Annotated in this window: 21 protein-coding genes; 4 read left to right on the top strand and 17 right to left on the bottom strand. The window is 58.8% G+C overall.

Annotated elements, in window-relative coordinates; all coding sequences use genetic code 11:
- Positions 1-53: 53 nt before the first annotated feature.
- From AC5SEO_RS03915 to AC5SEO_RS03900, 4 genes are read right to left on the bottom strand one after another with little or no spacing between them, the layout of a single operon-like run.
- Entirely contained in the window at positions 54-1,319 is a 1,266-nt protein-coding gene (locus AC5SEO_RS03915; RefSeq protein WP_111803004.1) for an ABC transporter substrate-binding protein, read from the bottom strand.
- A gap of 43 nt (positions 1,320-1,362) precedes the next feature.
- Complete coding sequence (locus AC5SEO_RS03910) at positions 1,363-2,463, bottom strand: ABC transporter ATP-binding protein (RefSeq protein WP_035199333.1); 1,101 nt, start codon at positions 2,461-2,463, stop codon at positions 1,363-1,365.
- A gap of 2 nt (positions 2,464-2,465) precedes the next feature.
- Positions 2,466-3,350 carry a carbohydrate ABC transporter permease gene (locus AC5SEO_RS03905; RefSeq protein WP_035199335.1) on the bottom strand — a complete coding sequence of 295 codons (885 nt, stop codon included), beginning with the start codon at positions 3,348-3,350 and terminating at the stop codon, positions 2,466-2,468.
- A gap of 4 nt (positions 3,351-3,354) precedes the next feature.
- The gene (locus tag AC5SEO_RS03900; RefSeq protein ID WP_003517909.1) at positions 3,355-4,236 is read right to left on the bottom strand and encodes a carbohydrate ABC transporter permease; all 882 of its coding nucleotides are present in this window, start codon (positions 4,234-4,236) and stop codon (positions 3,355-3,357) included.
- Positions 4,237-4,447: 211 nt separating this feature from the next.
- Between AC5SEO_RS03900 and AC5SEO_RS03895 the strand changes: the two genes are divergently transcribed.
- Positions 4,448-5,374, top strand: coding sequence for a helix-turn-helix domain-containing protein (locus AC5SEO_RS03895; RefSeq protein WP_003517910.1), 927 nt, complete (start codon positions 4,448-4,450; stop codon positions 5,372-5,374).
- 29 nt (positions 5,375-5,403) lie between these two features.
- On the opposite strand, the gene AC5SEO_RS03890 is transcribed toward AC5SEO_RS03895, so the two are convergent.
- From AC5SEO_RS03890 to kduI, 8 genes are all read right to left on the bottom strand, one after another.
- Positions 5,404-6,684, bottom strand: coding sequence for a TRAP transporter large permease (locus AC5SEO_RS03890; RefSeq protein WP_003517912.1), 1,281 nt, complete (start codon positions 6,682-6,684; stop codon positions 5,404-5,406).
- Positions 6,685-7,206, bottom strand: a complete 522-nt coding sequence (locus AC5SEO_RS03885) for a TRAP transporter small permease (protein ID WP_013761414.1) — start codon at positions 7,204-7,206, stop codon at positions 6,685-6,687. It abuts the gene before it with no gap.
- A 77-nt stretch (positions 7,207-7,283) separates the two neighbouring features.
- Positions 7,284-8,261, bottom strand: a complete 978-nt coding sequence (locus AC5SEO_RS03880) for a TRAP transporter substrate-binding protein (RefSeq protein WP_003517915.1) — start codon at positions 8,259-8,261, stop codon at positions 7,284-7,286.
- A gap of 146 nt (positions 8,262-8,407) precedes the next feature.
- Positions 8,408-9,286: an amidohydrolase family protein gene (locus AC5SEO_RS03875; RefSeq protein WP_076846093.1), complete on the bottom strand. Its 879-nt coding sequence runs from the start codon at positions 9,284-9,286 to the stop codon at positions 8,408-8,410.
- Positions 9,283-10,419 carry a D-galactarolactone cycloisomerase gene (locus AC5SEO_RS03870; RefSeq protein ID WP_035199339.1) on the bottom strand — a complete coding sequence of 379 codons (1,137 nt, stop codon included), beginning with the start codon at positions 10,417-10,419 and terminating at the stop codon, positions 9,283-9,285. Before AC5SEO_RS03870 ends, AC5SEO_RS03875 begins: the two co-directional genes overlap by 4 nt.
- A gap of 24 nt (positions 10,420-10,443) precedes the next feature.
- The gene (kdgD, locus tag AC5SEO_RS03865) at positions 10,444-11,355 is read right to left on the bottom strand and encodes a 5-dehydro-4-deoxyglucarate dehydratase (protein ID WP_421460799.1); all 912 of its coding nucleotides are present in this window, start codon (positions 11,353-11,355) and stop codon (positions 10,444-10,446) included.
- Positions 11,356-11,468: 113 nt separating this feature from the next.
- Positions 11,469-12,212 (bottom strand): 2-dehydro-3-deoxy-D-gluconate 5-dehydrogenase KduD, encoded by a 744-nt coding sequence (kduD, locus tag AC5SEO_RS03860; protein ID WP_013761417.1) that lies wholly within the window; start codon positions 12,210-12,212, stop codon positions 11,469-11,471.
- The gene (kduI, locus tag AC5SEO_RS03855; RefSeq protein WP_003517924.1) at positions 12,209-13,033 is read right to left on the bottom strand and encodes a 5-dehydro-4-deoxy-D-glucuronate isomerase; all 825 of its coding nucleotides are present in this window, start codon (positions 13,031-13,033) and stop codon (positions 12,209-12,211) included. The genes kduD and kduI overlap by 4 nt, the downstream gene beginning before the upstream one ends.
- A 175-nt stretch (positions 13,034-13,208) precedes the next feature.
- Here kduI and AC5SEO_RS03850 point away from each other — a divergent pair, with 175 nt between their 5' ends.
- The 3 genes from AC5SEO_RS03850 (at position 13,209) to AC5SEO_RS03840 (ending at position 15,237) form a co-directional block, all read left to right on the top strand.
- Positions 13,209-14,006 carry an NAD-dependent epimerase/dehydratase family protein gene (locus AC5SEO_RS03850; protein WP_035199343.1) on the top strand — a complete coding sequence of 266 codons (798 nt, stop codon included), beginning with the start codon at positions 13,209-13,211 and terminating at the stop codon, positions 14,004-14,006.
- A gap of 134 nt (positions 14,007-14,140) precedes the next feature.
- A complete protein-coding gene (locus tag AC5SEO_RS03845) occupies positions 14,141-14,878 on the top strand; it encodes a FadR/GntR family transcriptional regulator (RefSeq protein WP_003517927.1) in 738 nt (245 codons plus the stop codon).
- Between the two features lie 41 nt (positions 14,879-14,919).
- The gene (locus AC5SEO_RS03840) at positions 14,920-15,237 is read left to right on the top strand and encodes a cupin domain-containing protein (protein ID WP_003517929.1); all 318 of its coding nucleotides are present in this window, start codon (positions 14,920-14,922) and stop codon (positions 15,235-15,237) included.
- Between the two features lie 12 nt (positions 15,238-15,249).
- On the opposite strand, the gene AC5SEO_RS03835 is transcribed toward AC5SEO_RS03840, so the two are convergent.
- The 5 genes from AC5SEO_RS03835 to AC5SEO_RS03815 all read right to left on the bottom strand — a co-directional run bounded on the left by AC5SEO_RS03835 (position 15,250) and on the right by AC5SEO_RS03815 (position 21,667).
- Positions 15,250-16,482, bottom strand: a complete 1,233-nt coding sequence (locus AC5SEO_RS03835; RefSeq protein WP_111804079.1) for a M24 family metallopeptidase — start codon at positions 16,480-16,482, stop codon at positions 15,250-15,252.
- Between the two features lie 351 nt (positions 16,483-16,833).
- Positions 16,834-18,837 carry an aldo/keto reductase gene (locus AC5SEO_RS03830; RefSeq protein ID WP_174011909.1) on the bottom strand — a complete coding sequence of 668 codons (2,004 nt, stop codon included), beginning with the start codon at positions 18,835-18,837 and terminating at the stop codon, positions 16,834-16,836.
- A 37-nt stretch (positions 18,838-18,874) separates the two neighbouring features.
- Positions 18,875-19,960: an ABC transporter ATP-binding protein gene (locus tag AC5SEO_RS03825; protein ID WP_019566480.1), complete on the bottom strand. Its 1,086-nt coding sequence runs from the start codon at positions 19,958-19,960 to the stop codon at positions 18,875-18,877.
- A gap of 13 nt (positions 19,961-19,973) precedes the next feature.
- On the bottom strand, positions 19,974-20,810 hold the full coding sequence (locus tag AC5SEO_RS03820) for a carbohydrate ABC transporter permease (protein WP_003517937.1): 837 nt from the start codon (positions 20,808-20,810) through the stop codon (positions 19,974-19,976).
- Positions 20,807-21,667 carry a carbohydrate ABC transporter permease gene (locus tag AC5SEO_RS03815; RefSeq protein WP_495363726.1) on the bottom strand — a complete coding sequence of 287 codons (861 nt, stop codon included), beginning with the start codon at positions 21,665-21,667 and terminating at the stop codon, positions 20,807-20,809. The genes AC5SEO_RS03820 and AC5SEO_RS03815 overlap by 4 nt, the downstream gene beginning before the upstream one ends.
- Between the last annotated feature and the right edge of the window lie 14 nt (positions 21,668-21,681).

The raw sequence follows: 21,681 nt of genomic DNA, 5'->3' as shown, positions 1-21,681 counted from the left end.
ACCCGGCAACCGGATAAAGAGCCCGCCGCCGCAGGGGCGGCGGGCCATTGTCGTCAATCGAATTTGGCCAGAACGTCATTGGTGGTATCGATGATCTGCTCAGCCGCCTCTTCCGCCGTCAGCTGGCCATAGGCATATTCCTCGAGCGTATCGATGAAGCCGGAGCGGATTTCCGGATGTTCGTTGAAGGGCGAAACTACCGGTCCAGATGCCGCCATGACGATGGCGTTGGCGGCGCGCACTTCCGGCTCACCCTTGTCGCCCAGACGCTGCGCCGCAGCCTTGGAAGCAGGCAGGCCGCGAGACGTGCCAAGCGCATCGATGCCCTCAGGCTCGTTCAGCAGGCAGTTCAGGATTTGCGCTGCCGCTTCAGGGTTCTTCGAGTTTTTCGAGATAGAAAAGACCATGGAAGGTTTGCGATAAACGCCTTCCGTTACGGCATCGGCGAGCTTCAGCATCGGCACGGGTTTCAGCACCTGCCCATCCTTCAGGGGATCGGCATATTTCGAATAGGTGGAATCCCATTCATAGGAACCAGCGATACGGCCTTCGGACCAGGACGGCTTTTCATAAAGATTGACGTTGCCATCGGCCGCTTCCTCTTTCTGGGAGCGAATGGAGCCGGTTTCTACCAGCTTGCCGACGAACGAGATACCTTCCGCCAGTTCCTGCGGCGTCCAGGCGACACGGTTGGTCTTGGGGTCGACCAGATCCTTGCCGGTTTTCTGCACCACGGCGAGTGTCACGAGAAGCTGGGCAGTCTCCTTTACGGCATTGAAGGTGTAATGATCCTTGCCGAGCTTTTCCTTGATGGTTTTTGTTGCCGCGAAGAATTCATCCCATGTCTTGGGGATTTCAACACCAGCCTTCTCGAAGGTGGTGGCGTTGAAAAAAAACACGCGGCCGGTGGTGGAGACTGAAAGGCCCTGAAGCACCCCGTTCATAGAACCCGCTTCCAGATCCGTCTCGGCCCATTGCGAAAGATCGAGAGGTTTCAGCTGACGCAGATCAGCAAAACCTTCACCATTCTTGGAAAACAGCGGCAGCCATGGCCAGTTCACCTGAACGATATCAGCCTCCGTCTTGCCTGCCATTTGCGTGGTCAGTTTTTCCAGATATCCATCGAAGCCGGTAAACTCACCTTTGACCGTGTGGCTGTATTTTTCACCGCAGGCGGCAATCGCCTTCTGAGTGGCGACATGACGGCTTTCGCCGCCCCACCACGACATACGCAGTTCCGCGGCACCCGCCGCAGGCGCAGCCACCGTGGCCAGATAGGCAGCACCGGCCAGCATCGCCATTGTTCTCGTCATCTTCATTGTTCTTCTCCTCCTCGAAAAATCAGGCACGCTCGTCCCCTCCTCACAGCGAGACATTGCGGCCATCGGCCTTGTCGAAAATATGCAGCTTCTCGGGGTCCGGCTTCAGTCGCAGAATGCCGTCGCGCCCAAGCGCCTCGAATTCGGCTGCTCCCACCACGCTCACGAGCTTCTGTCCGCCCAGATCGGCATGCAGATAGACCTCGTGCCCCATGAATTCGGCGTTGGTCAGTTTCGCCTGCAGCGCCGGCCCATCGGCCTCACCGGCAAGCGAAAGATGCTGCGGACGGATGCCGATGACGGCGTCCGCCGGTCTGGCTGAAAGCCGCTTTTCCAGATGGTCGCCTATCGGAAGACGTTGCCCACCGATGACGAACTCCGCCCCGTCGATCGCCACATCCACAAGGTTCATTTCCGGCATGCCAATGAAACCGGCGACGAACAGATTGGCGGGCCGGTTGTAGAGTTCCTTCGGCGTGGCGACCTGCATGATGCGCCCGGCCTGCATGACGCAGATACGGTCGCCCATGGTCATGGCTTCCGTCTGATCGTGCGTCACGTAGACGACGGTCGAAGACAGGCCCTCCGCCTTCAGCTGGCGATGCAGATCGGTAATGCGCACACGCATGGAAGCGCGCAGCTTCGCATCGAGATTCGAAAGGGGCTCATCGAACAGGAACACGCCCGGCTTCTTGATGAGGGCACGGCCCAGAGCAACACGTTGCGCCTGCCCGCCGGAAAGCTGTTTCGGCAGGCGATCCAGCAAGGGCTCGATTTCGAGAATGCGCGCGACATTGTCGATTGCCTTCTCGATCTCGGGCTTGGCAACACCGGCAATCTTGAGGCCGAAAGCAAGATTGCCGCGCACCTTCATATGCGGATAGAGCGCATAGTTCTGGAACACCATGGCAATGGAGCGCTTGCCGGGCGGCAGGTCGTTGACGCGCTGATCTCCGATGAGGATTTCACCGCCGGTGATTTCCTCCAGCCCCGCCACCATGCGCAGCGTGGTGGATTTGGCGCAGCCGGACGGGCCGACGAAGACCATGAACTCGCCGTCCTCGATTTCGAGATTGATGCCGTGCACGGCCTTGAAGCTGCCGCCATAGACTTTTTCGAGATTTTTAAGTTGAACGCTTGCCATTTTCAGCCCTTGACCCCGCCAGACGAGATCCCTTCAATGAAATACCGTTGCGCCGCGAAAAACACGACGAGCGCAGGCGCGATCGTCAGCACCGACATCGCCAGGATGCGGTTCCATTCGAAGGCTTCGGTGGTGTCGATGGAGAGTTTGAGCGCCAGGCTCACCGGATATTTATCGACCGAGGACAGGTAGATCAGCGGTCCCAGAAAGTCGTTCATCGTCCACATGAACTGGAAAAGGCAGACCGAGATCAGCGCCGGCGCCAGCATCGGCACCACGATGTAGACCAGCGTCTGCAGACTGTTGGCGCCATCCACACGGGCGGCTTCCTCCATATCCGAGGGCAGCGAGCGCAGGAACTGCACAAGCATGAAGACGAAGAAGGCATCACCGGCTAGTGCCGAGGGAACCCATAGCGGCAGGAAACTATCCAGCCAGCCGAGGTCACGGAACAGGATATATTGCGGAATGCGGGTTACGACATTGGGCAAAAGCAGGATGGCGATGACAGAGCCAAACAGGATTTTCTTCAGCGGAAAATCGAAGCGCGCAAAGGCATAGGCCGCCATGGTGCAGGAAATCGCCGTTCCGATGACCTTCGGCAGGATGATCAGGAACGAATTCCAGAAAAACCGGCCGAACGTGTAGGGCGTGGAGGTCTCCCAGCCGCGGATGTAACCGTCCAGCGTTGGCGTCTCAGGAATGAAACCTGCACCGGAAAAGATCTCGGAATTGCTCTTGAAGCTTGCGCCGACCAGCCAGATCAGCGGATAGAGCATGATGAAGCCGACCGCGAACAGCAGCGTGTACCGGACAGAGGTCGATAACAGCCGGAGCCTTGCCCGGCGGGCGGCCTGCATGTCGTTTAAGGTTGCGATATCGGTCATGGCATCAATTCCGCTTGTCGCCGGCGTAATAGACCCACTTTTTTGAGGACCAGAAGGCCACGAGGGTCAGCACGGTGATGATGGTGAAAAGAACCCAGGCGATGGCGGAGGCATAGCCCATGTTGAACTTCTTGAAAGCCTCATCGTAAATATAGAGAGGCAGCAGATAGGTAGACTTCAACGGCCCGCCCTGGGTGATGATGTAAGGCCCGTTAAACTCCTGGAATGCCTGCACCATCTGCATGATCAGGTTGAAAAAGATGACCGGCGTCAGAAGCGGCAGGGTGATGAAAAAGAACGTCTTTACCTTGCCTGCACCGTCGATTGCCGCTGCCTCATAAAGCGACTTGTCGATGGATTGCAGCGCGGCGAGAAAGATCACCATGGCCGAACCGAACTGCCAGCAGCGCAGCAGCGTAATTGTAAAAAGCGCATTGGCGGGATCGCCAAACCAGTCCACCGGCGACAGGCCGATTGCCGCCAGCGCCATGTTGGCCAGCCCTTCGCTGGCGAAGATGTAGCGCCACAGCACCGCAATCGCGATCGAACCGCCGAGGATGGACGGAACGTAAAAGGCGGTGCGGAAGAAATTGATGAATTGCAGCTTGTAATTGAGTATTGCCGCGATGAACAGCGCGAAGGCAAGCTTCAACGGCACCGTCAGAAACACATAAAACAGGGTGACGTTCAGGGATTTCATGAACGTGCGATCACGGGTGAAGAGCCGCTCGTAATTGGCCAGCCCCGCCCATGTGGGGTCACTCATCAGGTCGTAGCGGGTGAAGCTGAGATACAGGGAACCCAGAAACGGGATCGCCGTGAAAACCAGAAGTCCGATGATGTAGGGCGTCAGATATCCCAACCCGAGGAAGCGATTAGATTTCATGACGCTCCTCCCCCACCCCGGAAAGGCGCGGATAACAGAATACAATTTCGTGCAAGCGATTCTCCCGGAACGGCTGACGGCGGGCGCATGATGGCGCGATTTCTCGCCGCAGCCGATCTCCTCCCTCATTGATACGGCGCGCATTAGCAGTTTGTGAGGTGACAAAACCAAATTTCCGAGCCAAGGTGAATTAACAAAGACGAGGAAAAAGATGGACGAAATCGAAGGTGGCATTCTCTCGTCCGTTCCGCCTGCGGCGCTCACGCTTAATCTCACTCGCGCCACGATCAAGATGGAGCACTCCCGCACCTGGCAGATCGACAAATCCAATCAGGTGGACGATCTCATTATCTGCCTGGAGGGTCGCGGGCATTATCTCGTGGACGGTGAAGCACGGGTGCTGGAGCCGGGCGACGCCATGCTGATTTTCAGGGGGCAGCATTTTATCGGCTGGAATGAACAGGCCGTCACCTATCGGGGAGTGGCACAGCATTTCACACTGGATATTTACGGTCGCCACAACCTTGTCGCGCAGATGGACCTCAAGCCGAAACTTTCGCTGAGCCGCTGGCCGCTGCTGGAGCCGCTGGTGCGCCACTATCGGCAGAGCGCTCCACCCTCCTCTGTCACGCTTGGCCAGCATCACCTGTTCATGGTGTTGCTGATCGCATTTATCGATGATGCATTTCTCGGATGGGTCGACCGTCCGAGTTTCCAGCCGGAAGGTGCCGAAGCCCTGGATCTGGCTGTCATGAAAGCGATCACGATGATTTCCGCCAATCCGCTCGACCCTGAAATCGCCGCAAGGGCGACCGACGCAGCCCCCTATAATCGCGACTATTTCCTGCGTGAGTTCCAGAAACGGGTGGGGCGCACGCCGAGGAAGTATCAGGAATTCAAACGCATGGAACGTGCCATGCATTTTCTTGAAGCCGGGCTTTCAGTTGCGGCTGCGGCGGCAGAAGTGGGTTATGGAGATCCCTATTATTTTTCGCGGATGTTCAAGCGCACATTGGGGTTGAGTCCCCGCGACCACATGAACAGGATACGCCGCAGCAGGCACGGCAATCTGATGGCGTTTGACGAGCACGAACAGCAGAGGCTGCTTGCCACCGAAATGGAAAAGGCCCCGGCATAGCGGGGCCTTCTTGCGATAAAGCTTTGGAACTACCGGAAAAGTGACGGCAACCAGAGTGAAAGCGACGGAATATAGGTGACGGCGAGTAGCACGGCTATGCTGGCGCCGAAGAACGGCCAGATCGTTCGCATCGCTTCCCGTATCGTTATGCCGCCAACCGCACATCCCACGAAGAGCACCGTTCCGACCGGCGGCGTATTGAGACCGATACCGGCGTTCAGGATCATCACGACACCGAAATGCACGGGATCGATGCCGAAGGCCTTCACGACAGGTAGAAGCACCGGCGTAGAAATGATGACCATCGGTGCCATATCCATGAAAGTGCCGAGCAAGAGCAGAATGACGTTGATGACCAGAAGCACGATAATCGGATTGTCCGAAATCGCGCTGATTGTCGCGATCATCAGTGTCTGTACCTGCAGAAACGCCATCAACCAGCCGAACGACGCAGCCGTGCCGATGACGAGCAGAACCATCGCTGTTGTGCGAACCGCCCCCATCACCGCCTCCACGAAACCGCTCCAGTCCAGCTCACGATAGACAAGCATGGCAACAAGGAAAGCGTAGAGAACGGCAATGCAGGAACTCTCCGTCGCGGTGAAGATACCCGAACGAACGCCGCCGAAGATGATGCCGATCAACAGAATGCCGGGAAAAGACGCCAGAAGATAATACATCAGCTTCGAAAAGCCGGGAAACGGCTCGGACGGGTAACCCTTGCGCCGCGCGACGATATAGGCGGTGACCATCAGGGCCGCAGCAAGCAGCAGGCCTGGAATGATGCCGGCGGTGAAGAGATCGGCCACCGAAACATTGCCACCCGCCGCGATCGAATAAAGGATCATATTGTGCGAAGGCGGGATCATCAGCGCGATGATGGCGGCATTGACAGTGACGTTGACGGCGTAATCCCGGTCATAACCGCGCTTGGCCATTTGCGGGATCATCAGGCCACCAACGGCCGAGGCGTCGGCGACAGCCGAGCCGGAAATGCCGCCGAACAATGTCGAAGCGACGATGTTGACCTGCCCCAGACCGCCGCGCAGATGACCGACAAGACCGGCCGCAAAACGGATCAGACGATGGGCTATACCGCCGCGGACCATGAGGTCACCCGCGAAGATGAAGAACGGGATCGCCATCATCGCAAACACGTTCATGCCGGAGTTCATCTGCTGGAAGACCACGATGGGCGGCAGGCCGAGATAAAGAACGGTGGCGAAGGAGGCAATGCCGAGGCAGAACGCAATCGGCGTACCGATCAGCATCAGAAGGGTGAATACACCGAAGAGGATTGTGTAAGCCATTTACGCGGCCTCCTGCACAAACACATCCGCCGCGATTTCCTCGCCGATGACGAGATCGATAAAGCGTTCGGCTGCAAACAGCGCGATCAGAAAACCGCCACCGATCAGCGGGAAGAAATCCATGCCGCCCGGCCATCCAAGAACAGGGATCGTCGCCGTCCATGTTCCGGCAGAGAGGACGGTTCCGTACCAGCACATGCCAACCCCGAAAAAGAAGATCAGTGCCAGACTGGTCAGGTCCATCGCCGCCTGTATGCGCGGCGGCATCATATAGCGCAGAATATCCAGCCCCAGATGCACGCTTTCACGCACGCCCACCGCCGCCCCCAGCATGATGAACCATGACATAAGGTGAAGCGACAGCGGCTCGGACCAACTTGGTGAATCATTCAGGATATAACGGGCAAACACCTGCCAGCCGACGATAAGGGTCATGGCGACCATGCCGACGCCGGCGATGTAAAGTGACGCACGGCTGAGCGCGCCGAGAAATGGGCGGATCGCCCGCATGAAGTTTCGCATTTGCCTTCCTCCTCCAACCTCAGACCAATGACGACAAAAGAAAACCGGCCCTGTTGCCAGAGCCGGTTTTCCCTATGTCACTTGACGGCTTTTACCCGCTCAAGAAGGTCTTTCATTTTCGGATCGGTGACGAACTTGTCGTAGACCGGCCCCATCGCGGCGGCGAACTCTTCCTTGTTGACCTTGATGACGTTGGCGCCACCGGCGCGTACTTTTTCTTCCGAGGCCTTTTCGCGCGCACTCCACAATTCACGCATCTTGCCAACGGAATCCTTGGCTGCCTGACGCAGCAGCTTCTGATCTTCCGGCGACAGCTTGTCGTAGGAAATCTTGGAGATGACGAGGATTTCCGGATTGAGGGAATGTTCCGTCAGCGAATAGTTCTTCGCCACTTCATAGTGACGGGCGGATTCGTAGGACGGCCAGTTGTTTTCCGCACCGTCGACAACGCCTGTTTCAAGCGAGGAGTAAACCTCGCCCATCGGCATCGGCGTAGGGTTGGCGCCAAACGCCTGCATCATCGATATCCACAGATCCGATTGCTGCACGCGGATTTTGAGGCCCTTCAGGTCCGCCAGTTTTTCGATGGGCTTTTTGGTTGTGTAGAAGGAACGCGCACCGGAATCGTAAAAGGCAAGACCGATCAGGCCGTGCGGTTCGAAAGCTGCCAGAACCTCATCGCCGATCGGGCCGTCTACGGTATTGTGCATGTGTTCCGTCGAACGGAACAGGAAAGGCAGGCCGAGAACGGTGGTTTCCTTGACGAGATTGTTGAAAGGCGCAGCGTTGACGCGGTTCATGTCGATGACGCCGAAGCGGGTCTGCTCGATGGTATCCTTCTCACCGCCGAGAACCGAATTGTTCATGACCTGCACCTTGATGCGGCCATTGGAGCGTTCCGACAGAAGTTCGCCCATATATTTCACGGCTTCAACCGTCGGATAACCGTCGGGATGAATATCGGCCGAGCGCAGGGTGATTTCCTGCGCCTTGGCGGAAACGCCTGACAGCGCGATCCCCATCGCGATGCACATCATACTTGCAATCTTTTTCATTTCTTCCTCCTCCGTTGTAACAACGGCCCCACCCCTCCAAGGCTAACGGACCGAATTTTTCACGCCCATCCGGGCCGGCATGCAAAGACCTTTCATCTGCAAAGGATGATGGGGACCTCCCTTTCCCCAACCATCCCGAATTGAAACTACACCGCCTTGAGTGGCGGCAGCTTGAACAGGGCTTCTGGATTTTCCACCAGCGCTCGATGACGGGCCGCATCGTCCGGCAGCCAGCCGAGTGTGAGCTCCGCAAGGCGGGCATCATCCGGATAGGCAGCCGTCTCACGGACCGAATTGTGCGGCCAGTTCGTCCCCCAGACGATCCGCTCCGGCGCATGGGCAGCGATACGGCGCGAAAAGGCCGCAACATCTTCATAGGGCCAGGCGTCGCGCGAACTTTCATAAACACCGGCAAACTTGAACCAGAGATTGCCGCGATCGATGAGCTTCAAAAGTGCCGCCATCTCCGGGCCATCCGTGTCGATACCCCTGAAGAATTTACCATGGTGGTCGAAGACCCAGCGCGAACGGATTTTTTCAAGGCGCGGCAAATGATCGAGAAGCCCATTGCCGTCGAACTGAACCGCCACCATCCAGTCGGCCGCATGGGCACGCTGATCCACCGCTTCCAGTTCCGATAGGTTCACCGCGCCGCCAGGCAAATCCATGATACGGGCGCCCACGGCACCGGCAGCGGCAAGTCTTTCCATGTCCTTTTCAGTCGTGTTCTCATCGATAATCACCACCGCGCGGGCTGCCTCGCCCATTTCTGCCACGCAGGCCAGCGTGTTGCCGTTATCTCGCTGTTGGGCGTTGCCCTGGGTGATGATGACGCGGTCGATGCCGAGCCATTGCATGAGCTGGCGATAATCCTCAGGCCCCGGCAGCGCACCCGGCGGCAGGCCCGGCCCACCCGGCAAGGCTGGATATCCGGGCAGATACATATGCATCTGAGTATCGACCGCCCCTTTTGGGAATGCTGGCTGCGGCGGTGTCCCGCTTAGTTTTCTGACAAGTTCGCTCATGGCTGTGGCATCCTGAATTCAACGAGTGCGTCGCGGTTGATCTCGATGCCGAGACCGGGACCATCGGGAATGGCGACGACACCGTTCACCGCCTCTATCGGCTGTTGCAGCACGGCCTGACGGAACGGATTATGCGTCCGATCGAATTCCATGATCGGCTCGATGGCGTTTACCCGCACCGGATCGGGCACCATCGCGGCCATGAACTGCAGGGCAGCGGCGATCTGCACGCCCGTGCCCCACACATGCGGCACAATACGCACGCCGTGCAGCGTGGCAAGCGTGGCAATCTTCTGCGTTTCGGAAAAGCCGCCGCAGCCGCAGAGGTCTGGTTGGAGAATATCCACGGCACCGGCGGAAAGCGCCTGCCACATGCCGTAACGCCCGTGCCAGGTCTCGCCTCCCGCAACCGGGATTGGTTGGCCCGCCCGCACGCGGGCATAGGCATCGAGCTGCTCCGGAACCACCGGCTCCTCGAACCAGTCGATGCCGTATTCAGCCGCACGATTGCCGAGCGCGATGGCTTCGGTAACGGTATAGCCGTGATTGGCGTCGATCATCAGCCGCATATCCGGCCCGATCGCTTCGCGCACGGCGGCAATGACCGCAAGATCCTCCTCGATGCCGAAACCGATCTTGATCTTGCAGGCGTGAAAACCCTCTGCACGGCGCTCCGCCATCTCATTGGCATTGTCGGAGATGCGGTCGACCCCATCACGCTTGAAGCTGCCGGTGGCGTAGGCGCGCACGCTTTCGCGCCAGCGCCCGCCGAGCAGCATGGAGATGGAGGTGCCGTAATGCTTTCCCTTGATATCCCACAGCGCGATATCGATGCCGGACAGGGCTGTAATGCTGAGGCCGCGCTGGCCCTGGTCGCGCAGGGCATTGTAAAGCACAGCCCAGATTTTTTCGGTCTGGCGGGGATCCTGGCCAATAAGCCAACCGGAATAGGCCTGAACCACGGCGGCGTTCGGTCGCGCCGGACCGAGGCATTCGCCCCAGCCGACGGTCCCGTCATCGCATTCGATTTCGACCAGAACATGGGCACGCCGGTCAAAGCGCATTGATGCGCTTTCAAACGGCGTGGCCAGCCGATGTTCGAGCAGATGCGTGCGCACCGCTGTGATCTTCATCGTTCCCCTCCCGCTATACCTTGATCACACCTTGCGCTTGTGCGTGCCGATCAGGGCATCGAGCATGCCGATTTCCTCATTCGTCAGATCCTTCAGCGGCGCGCGCACCGGACCCGCATCAAAGCCCTGCAGGCGAACGCCAGCCTTGATGGCGGAGACAGCGTAACCCTTGGCGCGATTGCGGATCGCCATGAACGGATAGAAGAATTCCGTCAGGATGCGTTCGCAGGTGGCGCGCTCGCCGGCTCGCAGCGCCGCATAGAACTCGTTGGCAAGGCCCGGCACGAAGTTGAAGACGGCCGAGGAATAGGTGGTGAAACCGGCGCCGAGATAGGCTTCGGCAAACAGTTCCGCCGTCGGCATGCCGCCGAGATACGTCAGGCGATCACCCATCTTGGCGGTGATCTGGCGAACGAGACCGATATCACCGGTGCCGTCCTTGAAGCCGACGAGGTTCGGGCACTCATCGCAGAGACGCGCCAGCGTATCCGCCTGAAGCACCGAATTGTCGCGGTTATAAACCATGACGCCGATGCCGACCGACTGGCATATTTTCTTGATGTGCGTGTAAAGGCCTTCCTGCGGCGCATCAATGAGGTAATGCGGCAGAAGCAGGATGCCATCAGCACCGACTTTTTCCACCGAGCGTGCGATATCAACCGCAACCTCGGTGCCGTAGCCGCAGCCGGAAACGATTGCCGTTTCACCGGCCACTTCCTTGGCAGCCGAAACGATAGCAGGGATTTCATCCGGCTTCAGCGAGAAGAACTCGCCCGTACCGCCGGCGGCAAACAGCACCGGCGCCTTGTAACCGGCAAGCCATTCGACATGCGCCCTGTAGCTATCGGCCGCAAAACGACCCTCGGAATCAAAATGCGTTACCGGGAAGGAGAGCAGGCCGGAGCCAAGCGCCGCCTTGATTTGTTCAGGGTTCATAATCCGTATTCCTCTGCAAGTTCACTGACTGGAAGCCACCTAAACCGCTTGCCGCATATTTGTCAACAAGTCATCATACAAGTTATATGATGAATTTTGAAAACCGGCGCACATTAGCGCGCCAGCCAGCCACCATCGACATTGAGGATGGCGCCATGCACGTAGTCGGCCGCCGGCGAGGCGAGGAAAACCGCCGCCCCGGCGATGTCTTCAGAATGCCCCCAGCGGCCTGCCGGGATGCGCTCCAGAATGGCCTTGTTGCGGGCAGCATCCGCCCGCAACGCCTCGGTATTGTTGGTTTCGATGTAACCGGGCGCAATGGCATTGACGTTGATGCCCTTCGCGGCCCACTCATTTGCCAGAAGCTTGGTCAGACCGGCAACGCCATGCTTCGCCGCCGTATAAGACGGCACGCGGATGCCGCCCTGAAACGACAGTAGCGAGGCGATATTGACTACCTTGCCCGGACGACCTTTCGCCAGCAATTCCTTGGCGAAGGCCTGCGTGGTGAAAAACAGCGCCTTGAGATTGACGTCCATCACCTCATCCCAGTCGAGCTCTGAAAACTCCACGGAATCGGCGCGGCGAATGATGCCGGCATTGTTGACGAGAATATCGAAACCGGCGTCGGCAAAGCTGTCCCTGGCGGCGAGTGGATCGGCAAAATCAATCGACAATGCGGCGGCCTTGCCGCCATTCTTCGCGATCATGTCCAGCGTCTCGTCCGGCGCGCGGCGGGCGGCGCAGACAACTTCCGCGCCGGCCGCGGCGAGGCCGACGGCGATTGCTTGACCAAGCCCCGTATTGGCACCCGTCACCAGCGCCTTACGCCCTTGAAGCGAAAAGGGATTTTTCATTTCAGATCCCCCGGCTGAATGAAGTCCATGTCGGTATAATCGACATTGTCCCCAGCCATGGCCCAGATGAACGTGTAAGAGCCGATGCCAGCGCCGGAATGGATCGACCAGGGCGGAGAAATGGCACCCTCTTCGTTGGAAATGAAGAGATGCCGCGTTTCCTGCGGCTCACCCATCAGGTGCAGAACGCGCGACTTTTCATCCATGCCGAAATAGAGATAGGCCTCCATGCGGCGATCATGAATATGCGACGGAATGGTGTTCCAGACGGAGCCGTCCTCCAGCGTCGTATAGCCGAGCACCAGCTGGCAGCTTTCCATGACGAGTGGGTGGATGAACTGGTTGATTGTGCGCTTGTTGGAGGTCTCGGTCGCACCAAGCTTGACCTCCTTGCTGTCGGCAAGGCTGACGAGCTTTGCCGGCAGGCTGCGATGCGCCGGGCATGAAGTGATGTAGAACCGGCCCGCGCCATCGAAGGTCACCGCACCGCTTCCCGCACCGAGATACAGAACGTCGCCACGATTGAGCGTATACGTTTCGCCACCAGCGTTGACGGTGCCGGTGTCGCCGATATTGACGATGCCCATCTCGCGCCTGTCAAGGAACGACGGCGTCTTGGTTTCCTCGACCTTGTCCAGCATCAGCGGGGCACCATCAGGCACCGCGCCGCCCATGACGAAACGGTCGTAATGGGTATAGATCAGCCTGATTTCGCCGGAACGGAACATGTCGTTGGCGAGGAAATGCTTGCGAAGCCCATCGGTATCGAGCGTTTTTGCATATTCCGGGTTGACGGCCTGCCTTGTTTCGACGGTCAGCATCAAACTCATCCTTCATGATTGTTGCGTATAGGACATAATATATGTTATCCGCTTTTTGTACGATCTGTATGACAAGGTCAAGAGGAACCTGGATATCTCGACCACGCCGGAGACGTTGAATGGGGTTTCCCGCAGCCTCGATGATCCGCAGTCCATTCGTTTAGGGAGAATTGCAATGAAACGGCTTCTTGTTACCGGTGCGGCTGGCCAGCTCGGCCGCGTCATGCGCAAGCGCCTCGCACCCATGGCCGAGATATTGCGTCTTGCCGATCTTTCGCCGCTCGATCCTGCCGGGCCGAATGAGGAATGCGTGCAATGCGATCTGGCCGACGCCAGCGCCGTTGATACGATGGTCGCCGATTGTGACGGCATCGTCCATCTTGGCGGCATATCGGTGGAGCGGCCTTTCGAGCAGATCCTTCACGGTAATATCATCGGGCTTTATAACCTCTATGAGGCGGCCCGCGCCCATGGGCAGCCTCGAATCGTCTTCGCCAGCTCCAATCACACGATCGGTTATTATTCCCAGACAGAGCGGCTTGGCCCCTACGTTCCCTTCCGGCCGGACGGTCTTTACGGCGTGTCCAAATGTTTCGGCGAAAGCCTCGCCCGCATGTATTTCGAAAAATTCGGCCAGGAAACGGCGCTGGTCCGCATCGGCTCCTGCACGCCGGAACCGCAAAATCACCGTATGTTGTCGACCTGGTTTTCGCAGGATGATTTCGTATCGCTGATCGAGGCGGTTTTCCGCGCGCCGGTGCTCGGCTGCCCGGTCATCTGGGGCGCATCGGCCAATGACGCGGGCTGGTGGGACAATTCCCACCTCGGCTGGCTTGGCTGGAAACCGAAGGACAACGCCGAGACTTTCCGGCAGCACGTTGCCGAGACAACACCGCAACCAGACCCTAAAGATGCGGTGGCGCGTTTTCAGGGCGGCGTTTTCATCGACAATCCGATCTTCAAGGCGACGTGAAATGCCATTCGGGACCGACAGGCATGATAACCGGTCTTTCCTGCGCGTGCAGCGGGATTGCAAGCCGGACCGCGAATGACGTATCGAGGAATACCGGACGCTAACCTGCACCCTTTTTTAGAACGGCGATGACAATGACAAAAGCGATAACCTCCGAACCGGCAGCTCCGCAAGCCAAGACGCTTGTGGTGAAGGTTTCCGAGGAGCTCCGCAGCCAGATCGCCAAGGGCCGTTATAAGACAGGCGAGCGCCTGCCTTCCGAAGCGCAGATGACGCAGGAATTCGGCGTAAGCCGCACCGTGGTGCGCGAGGCCATCGCCTCACTGAGGTCCGACGGGCTGGTCGAGCCGCGTCAGGGCGCGGGTGTCTTCGTGCTGGAGCCAGCGCCTGTCGAGCGACGGCCGTTCCATAATGTCGATCTTGCCCGCGTCTCGTCCCTTATCGAAATGCTCGAACTGCGCACCGCCGTGGAAGGTGATGCCGCCGGTCTTGCGGCCGTTCGCCGCTCCCCGGCGCAGGAGGAGAAAATCATCGAAGCCTTCGATGCCTTCCGCGCCAGCGCCGCCAAGGGCATTCCGACAGCAGAGGCCGACTTCGCTTTTCACCTGGCCGTTGCCGACGCAACCAACAATCCGCGCTTCAGCGAGTTTCTACAGGTGCTTGGCCCAACGCTCATTCCGCGCCGCGCCGTTGCCGAAAACGGCAAGGAAACTGTGCTTTCACCCGCTGACCTCAACCGGCTTGTCGGTGAGCACGAAGCGATCCTGATTGCGATACAGGACGGCGACGAAGAGGCGGCAAGAAGCGCCATGCGCCATCACCTGAAAAGCAGCCAGACGCGTTACCGCGCCATGCTGCGCGCGCCGCGCTGAATTTCAAGCTTGAACGACATCGCATGACCGAGGAGAACCACATGCAGCAGCTTCCGACATTCCCCACCGTTTCACCCGACGATGGTGTTGAACGCACCGTGCTTTCCGAAGCGCCGGAGCTGATGGTGGTTTCGTTCCGCTTCAAGACCGGCGCCGAAGGCAAGCTGCACAACCATCCGCATGTGCAATCCACCTATGTCGCCAGCGGCAGCTTCCGCTTTTACCGCGATGGCGAAGCTTACGACCTGCAGAAAGGCGACAGCCTCATCATTCCCGGCCATGTCGAGCACGGCTGCCTCTGCCTGGAAGAGGGCGAGCTGATCGACTGCTTCACCCCTCGCCGCGACGACTTTCTTTGAATCTGGCCGGCCTCAGGCGCGGGACAAATCCCGCAGGGTGCGTGGCAGGCTGTTCATGCACTCTGCCCCTGCTGTAGTAACGAGAAACTGGTCCTCGATCATCAGCGCGCCCAGACCTTCGCCATAAAACGGCGCTTCAAGTGCCACGACCATGCCGGGAAGAATGACCTCCTCATTGTCATGGGAAAAGAACGGCCATTCCTCGATGCCTACGCCGCCGCCGACGGAATGGCCGAAATGACCGCGATAATATTCGCTGAATCCGTCTTTGCGCATCGAAGCCAGCATGGCGGCGTGCACCGCACCGAATGTATTGCCGGGACGAATCGCTTCCAGCCCGCTGGCAAAAGCTGCCTCCAGCGCCTTGAAAATATTGGCCGCGAGCGGAGAGACCGGACCCCATGAAAACGTCCGCGCGCCATCCGACGAATAACCTTCGACCAGCGTTCCAACATCGGCCTTGATCAGGGCACCGGGCGCGACGACCGCCGTCATATCCGACAGGACCGGACCGACCGATATATAGTCCCAATGACCGCTCAGCGAAAAACCCGACTTCAAGGCATGCGACTGAGCGCCGGCTTTCCACGCGTTGGAAAGCTGGCTGAGCGCCACGCCCGGCCGCACGGCCGCCGCCATCTCGACCAGCCCGGCCTCAGCGGCCGCTGCGGCCCGCCTGAGAAGTTCAATCTCGCGCACGGATTTCACCGCACGCAGACGTTTCAGCACTGTCGAACCATCAACCCAGTTCACAGCGGGCGTCACCTCACGAAGAGCCGAAAAATCGGCGGCGGGCATGAATTCGAGATCGGCACCGATGCGCGCCGCAGACAGCCCGCGTTCCTGCAGAAGGTCGGCCAGCAAAACAAAGCAGGCGGCGCGATCGAATGTCTCCGGCCTCTGTCCGCCGGAATTGTTGCGGCGATAGGCACCGTCTACCTGCGAGACGTTTTCGACACCCGACATATCGACCATATCGATCCAGATGCGATGCCGGCGCAGATCGACATCAGGCGCGACCTTCTCGACAAGAGGTGCGGCGTGATCGCTGACGACGGCGGCAAGCCCGGACGCAGCATCGGCTGGCACAAGCGCAATCGCCGACCCCGCCCTGCCCCACATCGTCGCAACGCCCGCATGTGCTCCAACCGCATAACGGAAGGCTTCCGGCTGGAAGAGCACCAGCGCATCCATGCCCGCCTCACCCATCAACTGCTGCGCACGGCCTCGATCGATATCGCCCATAAGAACCCCGGTAGATTGTTTCACCCCCGTGTTTTCAGGCGGGCGCAATTATATCAAGATTCCGATTTATCAGCGGCTGCTGAGAGAAAGAAGCAGGAAAACAAGATAAGGTTGGAGGTTGGGGATAGTCCTCCTATAAAACAGTGCTTTAGCACCACCACAGCATCCGCATTCCGTCACCCTGACGAGGTCCGGGGTCCAGCACGGTCAATTCCTTGATTGCAAAAGGCTCCGGCCACGGCGCTAGCACACCGTGGCCGGATGCCGGGTCAAGCCCGGTATGACGCAGGAGAGGTAGCCAACTTTATCATCCATCCGGAGACCGCGGAAAACCCGCCGCCTCGTGTCGCGTCACGCCTCCAGCCACTTAACCTGCTCAGCCGTCAGCTTGATATCCAGCGAAGAAAGGCTGTCCTCCAGTTCGGCAATGGTGCGCGGCCCGATCAGCGGAATGACCGGGAAAGGCTGGGCGATGACATAAGCGAGCGCGATGTGGATCGGATGGCGGCCGAGTTTCCGGGCAAGCTCGATCGCCCGGTCGCGGCGGTCGAAGTTGCGGTCGGAATACCAGACGCGGACGATTTCCTCGTCATCGCGCTTGTCCCGCCCCGCCCGGTCGGTGAAGAAGCCGCGCCCCTGGCTCGACCAGGCGAAATTCGGGATCTGGCGGGATTGGAGCCATGCCTTCCACTCATCGTCCGATGCCGCCACACACCCCGCCCAGATGGGATCGAGCATTTCGGCAAGCGAGAAATTGTTGGAAAGTGCGCCCGGCGCCTGCTTGCCGTTCTCTTGCGCATAGGCGGTGGCCTCGTCCATACGCTCGCGCGTCCAGTTCGATCCGCCAAAAATGCCCCGAATGCGACCACGCCGGACTTCGGCATCCATCGCATCGACAAATTCGCCGACCGGCACGTCGGGATTGTCACGATGCATGAAATAGACATCGACATAATCCGTCTTCAGACGCTCCAGCGACTGGTTGAGCTGCTTGGCGATCATGTCCGGATAGCAGAGGGGCGAATGCGCGCCTTTGCCGATCAGCACGATTTCTTCGCGCGGCACGTTGCGGCTGGTGTGCCAGTCACCGAATATGGCTTCCGTCTTGCCGCCGCCATAGACATAAGCCGTATCGAACAGATTGCCGCCCGCCTCATAAAAGGCATCGAGCGTCAGGGACGCGGAGGCGAAATTGGGGAAGAACTCGAAACCGAGCGCAACCACCGAAGCGGGTTTGGTGAGGCCGGGTATCTGCCGCTTCGGAACCGCATTGCCTGCCACGACCTTGCCACCGGCAAGATTCGTGATGCGAGAAGTTGCTTTTTCGACGCTGTATTCCAGGCCAACGGCGGCACGCCACTGGTCCATGACACGTAGATTGCCGAGACTGTCGGCCCAGCCCATGCCGGGCGCGCCGAATTCCTGCTTGCCCTGCCTTATCGCCTCACCTGCCGCATCGACTTCGAAGGAATAGAGCCAACGGTCTTCCGGCAATTCGATGGTTTCGACCTTGTCGCCCCTGAAAATATCGATCCGGCCGGTGCCACCCTTGTGGCCGGCGGCGAACCAGAAATCCTTGACTTCGATACGGCCTTCCGAACCGATGATGCGCAGCACATTGTCCTGGCCTGCCATGATCGAGCAGGAGACTTCGGCAACGATACCGTTCGAAAATTTCAGAACGGCCGAAGCCCATTCATCGACGCCCGACTGGCCGAGATGGGCCGCACCTACAATCTTTTCGGGTTCAGCAAAGGGTTTTCCATCGACTGCACCGGCAATCAGCCGCACCATGGATACGGGATAACCGCCGACATCGAGAATGCCGCCGCCTGCCGTCTCATTGGAAAACAGACGATGGTCGGCACGGAAAGACCCCATGTTAAAACCGAAACTGGAGCGGATGATGCGGATATCGCCAACGGCGCGGTTCCTGATCAACTCTACCAGTTTTGCCGTCTGCGGATGCAGGCGGTACATATAGGCCTCGCCCGCAAAGACATCAGCTTTTTTCGCTTCGTGGAAAATGGCGTCGGCGTCATAGGCGGAAAGCGCGATGGGCTTTTCCACCAGCACGTTTTTGCCCGCACGGATCGCCTTGATCGCCCATTCCGCATGGCCGGTATGGGGCGTGGCGATATAGACGGCGTCGATATGGGGATCGGAAAGCAGCGCATCGTAACCGTGGATGATGCGCGCGCCGGGAAAGGCGTCAGCAAGGCCGGGCTTGTCCGGATTGCGGGTGGCGATAGCCTCGAGCTTACCCGTGCGGGAATGGGCAATGCCGTCCGCAAAGGTCTTGGCGATGGTGCCCGGGCCGATAATGCCCCAGCGGATCGGTTGGTCGGTCGTCATGAAATCCTCGTCTTGACTTGCGTGCTTGGGAAAGGGTTCAGCGCAGGCGATTGCCCTGACTGTCGAAAAGAAATGCCTTGCGGGCGGAAAGACCGACCGTCAGCCGGTCACGATTGGCGACGTCTCGCGATTCCGGCCGCTCGATGACGAGTTGCTCACCGCCTTCCGTACGGGCATAGACATAGCTGGTATTGCCGAGGTGCTCGGCGACATCGACGTGGACGGTGAGATCGGCATCGCCCTGCCCGACATCAGCAAAATGTTCGGGCCGGATACCGAGCGAGACCTTGCTTCCCTCATCGAGCCGGTCCTTGATCGGCAGGGTCAGCCGCACGGCAGGATCGCTGTCGAGCGACAGCGTGACGCTTTGTCCACCCGTACCGATGACGGTCGCCTCCAGAAAATTCATCTTCGGCGAACCGACGAAACCGGCAACGAAACGGTTGGCGGGGTCGTCATAAAGATCGAGCGGGGCACCGACCTGTTCGATATTGCCCGCCCTCAAAACCACGATCTTGTCGGCCAGCGTCATCGCCTCAGTCTGGTCGTGGGTGACATAGATCATCGTGGTGCCAAGCTGCTTGTGCAGCCGCGAGATTTCCACCCGCATCTGCACCCGAAGTTCCGCATCGAGGTTCGACAAGGGCTCGTCGAACAGAAAGACCTGCGGTTCGCGCACGATGGCGCGGCCGATGGCGACACGCTGCCGCTGCCCGCCGGAAAGCTGCTTTGGCCGGCGTTCCATCAACTCGTTGATCTGCAGGATTTCGGCGGCTCGGCTGACACGCTTTTCCGTATCAGCCCTGGGATTACCGTTCATCCTCAGGCCGAAGGACAGGTTTTCGGCAACCGTCATGTGCGGATAAAGCGCATAGGATTGAAATACCATGGCGATGCCGCGATCGGCCGGATCGGCATCGTTGACCGTTCTGCCGCCGATACTGATATCGCCGTCCGATATATCCTCCAGCCCCGCGATCATACGCAGAAGCGTTGATTTGCCACAGCCGGACGGGCCGACGAAGACCACGAACTCGCCATCGGCAATATCGAGATCTGCACCATGGATGACTTTCAGCGCACCGTAGCGCTTGACGACATTCTTGAGCGAAAGTTCCGCCATGCGGTCTCTCCCCTTACTTGACTGCCCCGGCGGAAATGCCGGCGATGAAGTGGCGCTGCAAAGCCACGAAAACGATGAGAATGGGTGCGGTGAGCAGAACTGCACCGGCCATGATGCCGCCCCAAGACACTTTGGTGAGCCCGATGAGGGTGCCAAGTGCCACGGGTGCGGTCATCATTTCCGGGCGGGAGTTGATAAGCAGCGGCCAGAGATAATTATTCCAGGAAGCGAGGAAGAGGATGATCGACAGCGCCGCCATGGTGGGGCGCGCCAATGGCAGGGCAATGCGCAGGAATATCTGCCATTCCTTGACGCCCTCGACCCTTGCCGCATCGAAAAGCTCCGTTGGCATCATGGAAAAGGATTGCCGCATGAACAGCACGCCGAGCGAGTTAAACAGTGGCGGCACGATGAGTGCCACCCAGGTGTTGGCGAGCTTAAATTCGCGCGCCACCATGATGAACTGGGGAATGACGACAACTGCAAAAGGCAAGGTGATGGTGCCGAGAATGATGGCGATCACCACCGAGCGTCCGGCAAAACGATAGCGCGCCAGCGCCCAGCCCGCCATGGAGGTCAGAAACACCGAGAGAACCGTATAGATGACCGCAACGGTGATCGATATGAACATCGCCCGCAGGAAGTTGGTATCCGCCTGAAGGTTTTTGAAGTTCTCGATGAAATTGGTGGACGGGACGAGCACGATGTCGGGGCTGAAAATGCCAAAATCAGGCATTGTCGAGAACACGAACATCATCCACAGCGGAAATAGCCAGATGAGGGCAAGCGGCGTCAGCGTCGCATGCAGCGCGATCTTCTGCCAGAGAAGCGATCTGGATTTCGATCTCATTTCGGCTCCCTCCCGACCCAGAGATTAAGAAACGAAATGGCGATGGCGAGCGCCGCCATGGTGTAGGCGATGGCCGAGGCGTAGCCGAAATTGAGCGAAGTGAAGCCCTGCCGGTAAAGGAACAACCCCAGCGTTTCCGTACCGCCGCCCGGCCCACCCCTGTTGGTGATGAGGAAAGGCTCGGCAAAAAGCTGCATGGTGCCGATGACGGACAGGACCACGCAGAAAAGGATGATGGGTTTCAAAAGCGGCAGTGTGATGTGGAAGAACTGCTGCCGCTTGTTCACCTTGTCCAGTGTCGCCGCCTCATAGACATCGCCGGGGATGGATTGCAGGCCGGCCAGAATGATGATGGCGTTATACCCCGCCCAGCGCCATGTGACGGCGATGATGACCAGCGCCATGGCCGCATTGGCATTGTCGAACCACGAGATGGGCGAAAGGCCAACGGAAGTGATGAGCTTGTTGATGATGCCGAAATCGGCACTGAACATCAGCCGGAAAACTGCCGCATAAGCGACTTCTCCGACGACGACGGGTGCGAAGAAGGCAAAACGGTAAAGCGGGCGTACCTTCAACAGTGGCGAGTTCAGAAGTACCGCAATGACGGTCGCAAGCGCGATCATGACAGGCACCTGAATGACCAGAATGATCAGCGTATTGTAGAGCGCGTTATAAAACGCCGGATCGGAGACCAGCCTCCCCCAGTTCATGGAGGGCGCAAACCGCCAGGGATTGATGCGGGTGTTCTGAAACGACAGCATGAATGAGCTAACGATCGGCCAGACCCAGAACGTCGCGAAAATCAGAAGATAGGGCGCAAGGAACGCATAAGCGATCCTGTTCCTTGACGGCATGACGACCTCCAGAT

This window comes from Agrobacterium sp. K11, assembly GCF_059429395.1.
This window is presented reverse-complemented; position numbering and strand designations above follow the sequence as displayed.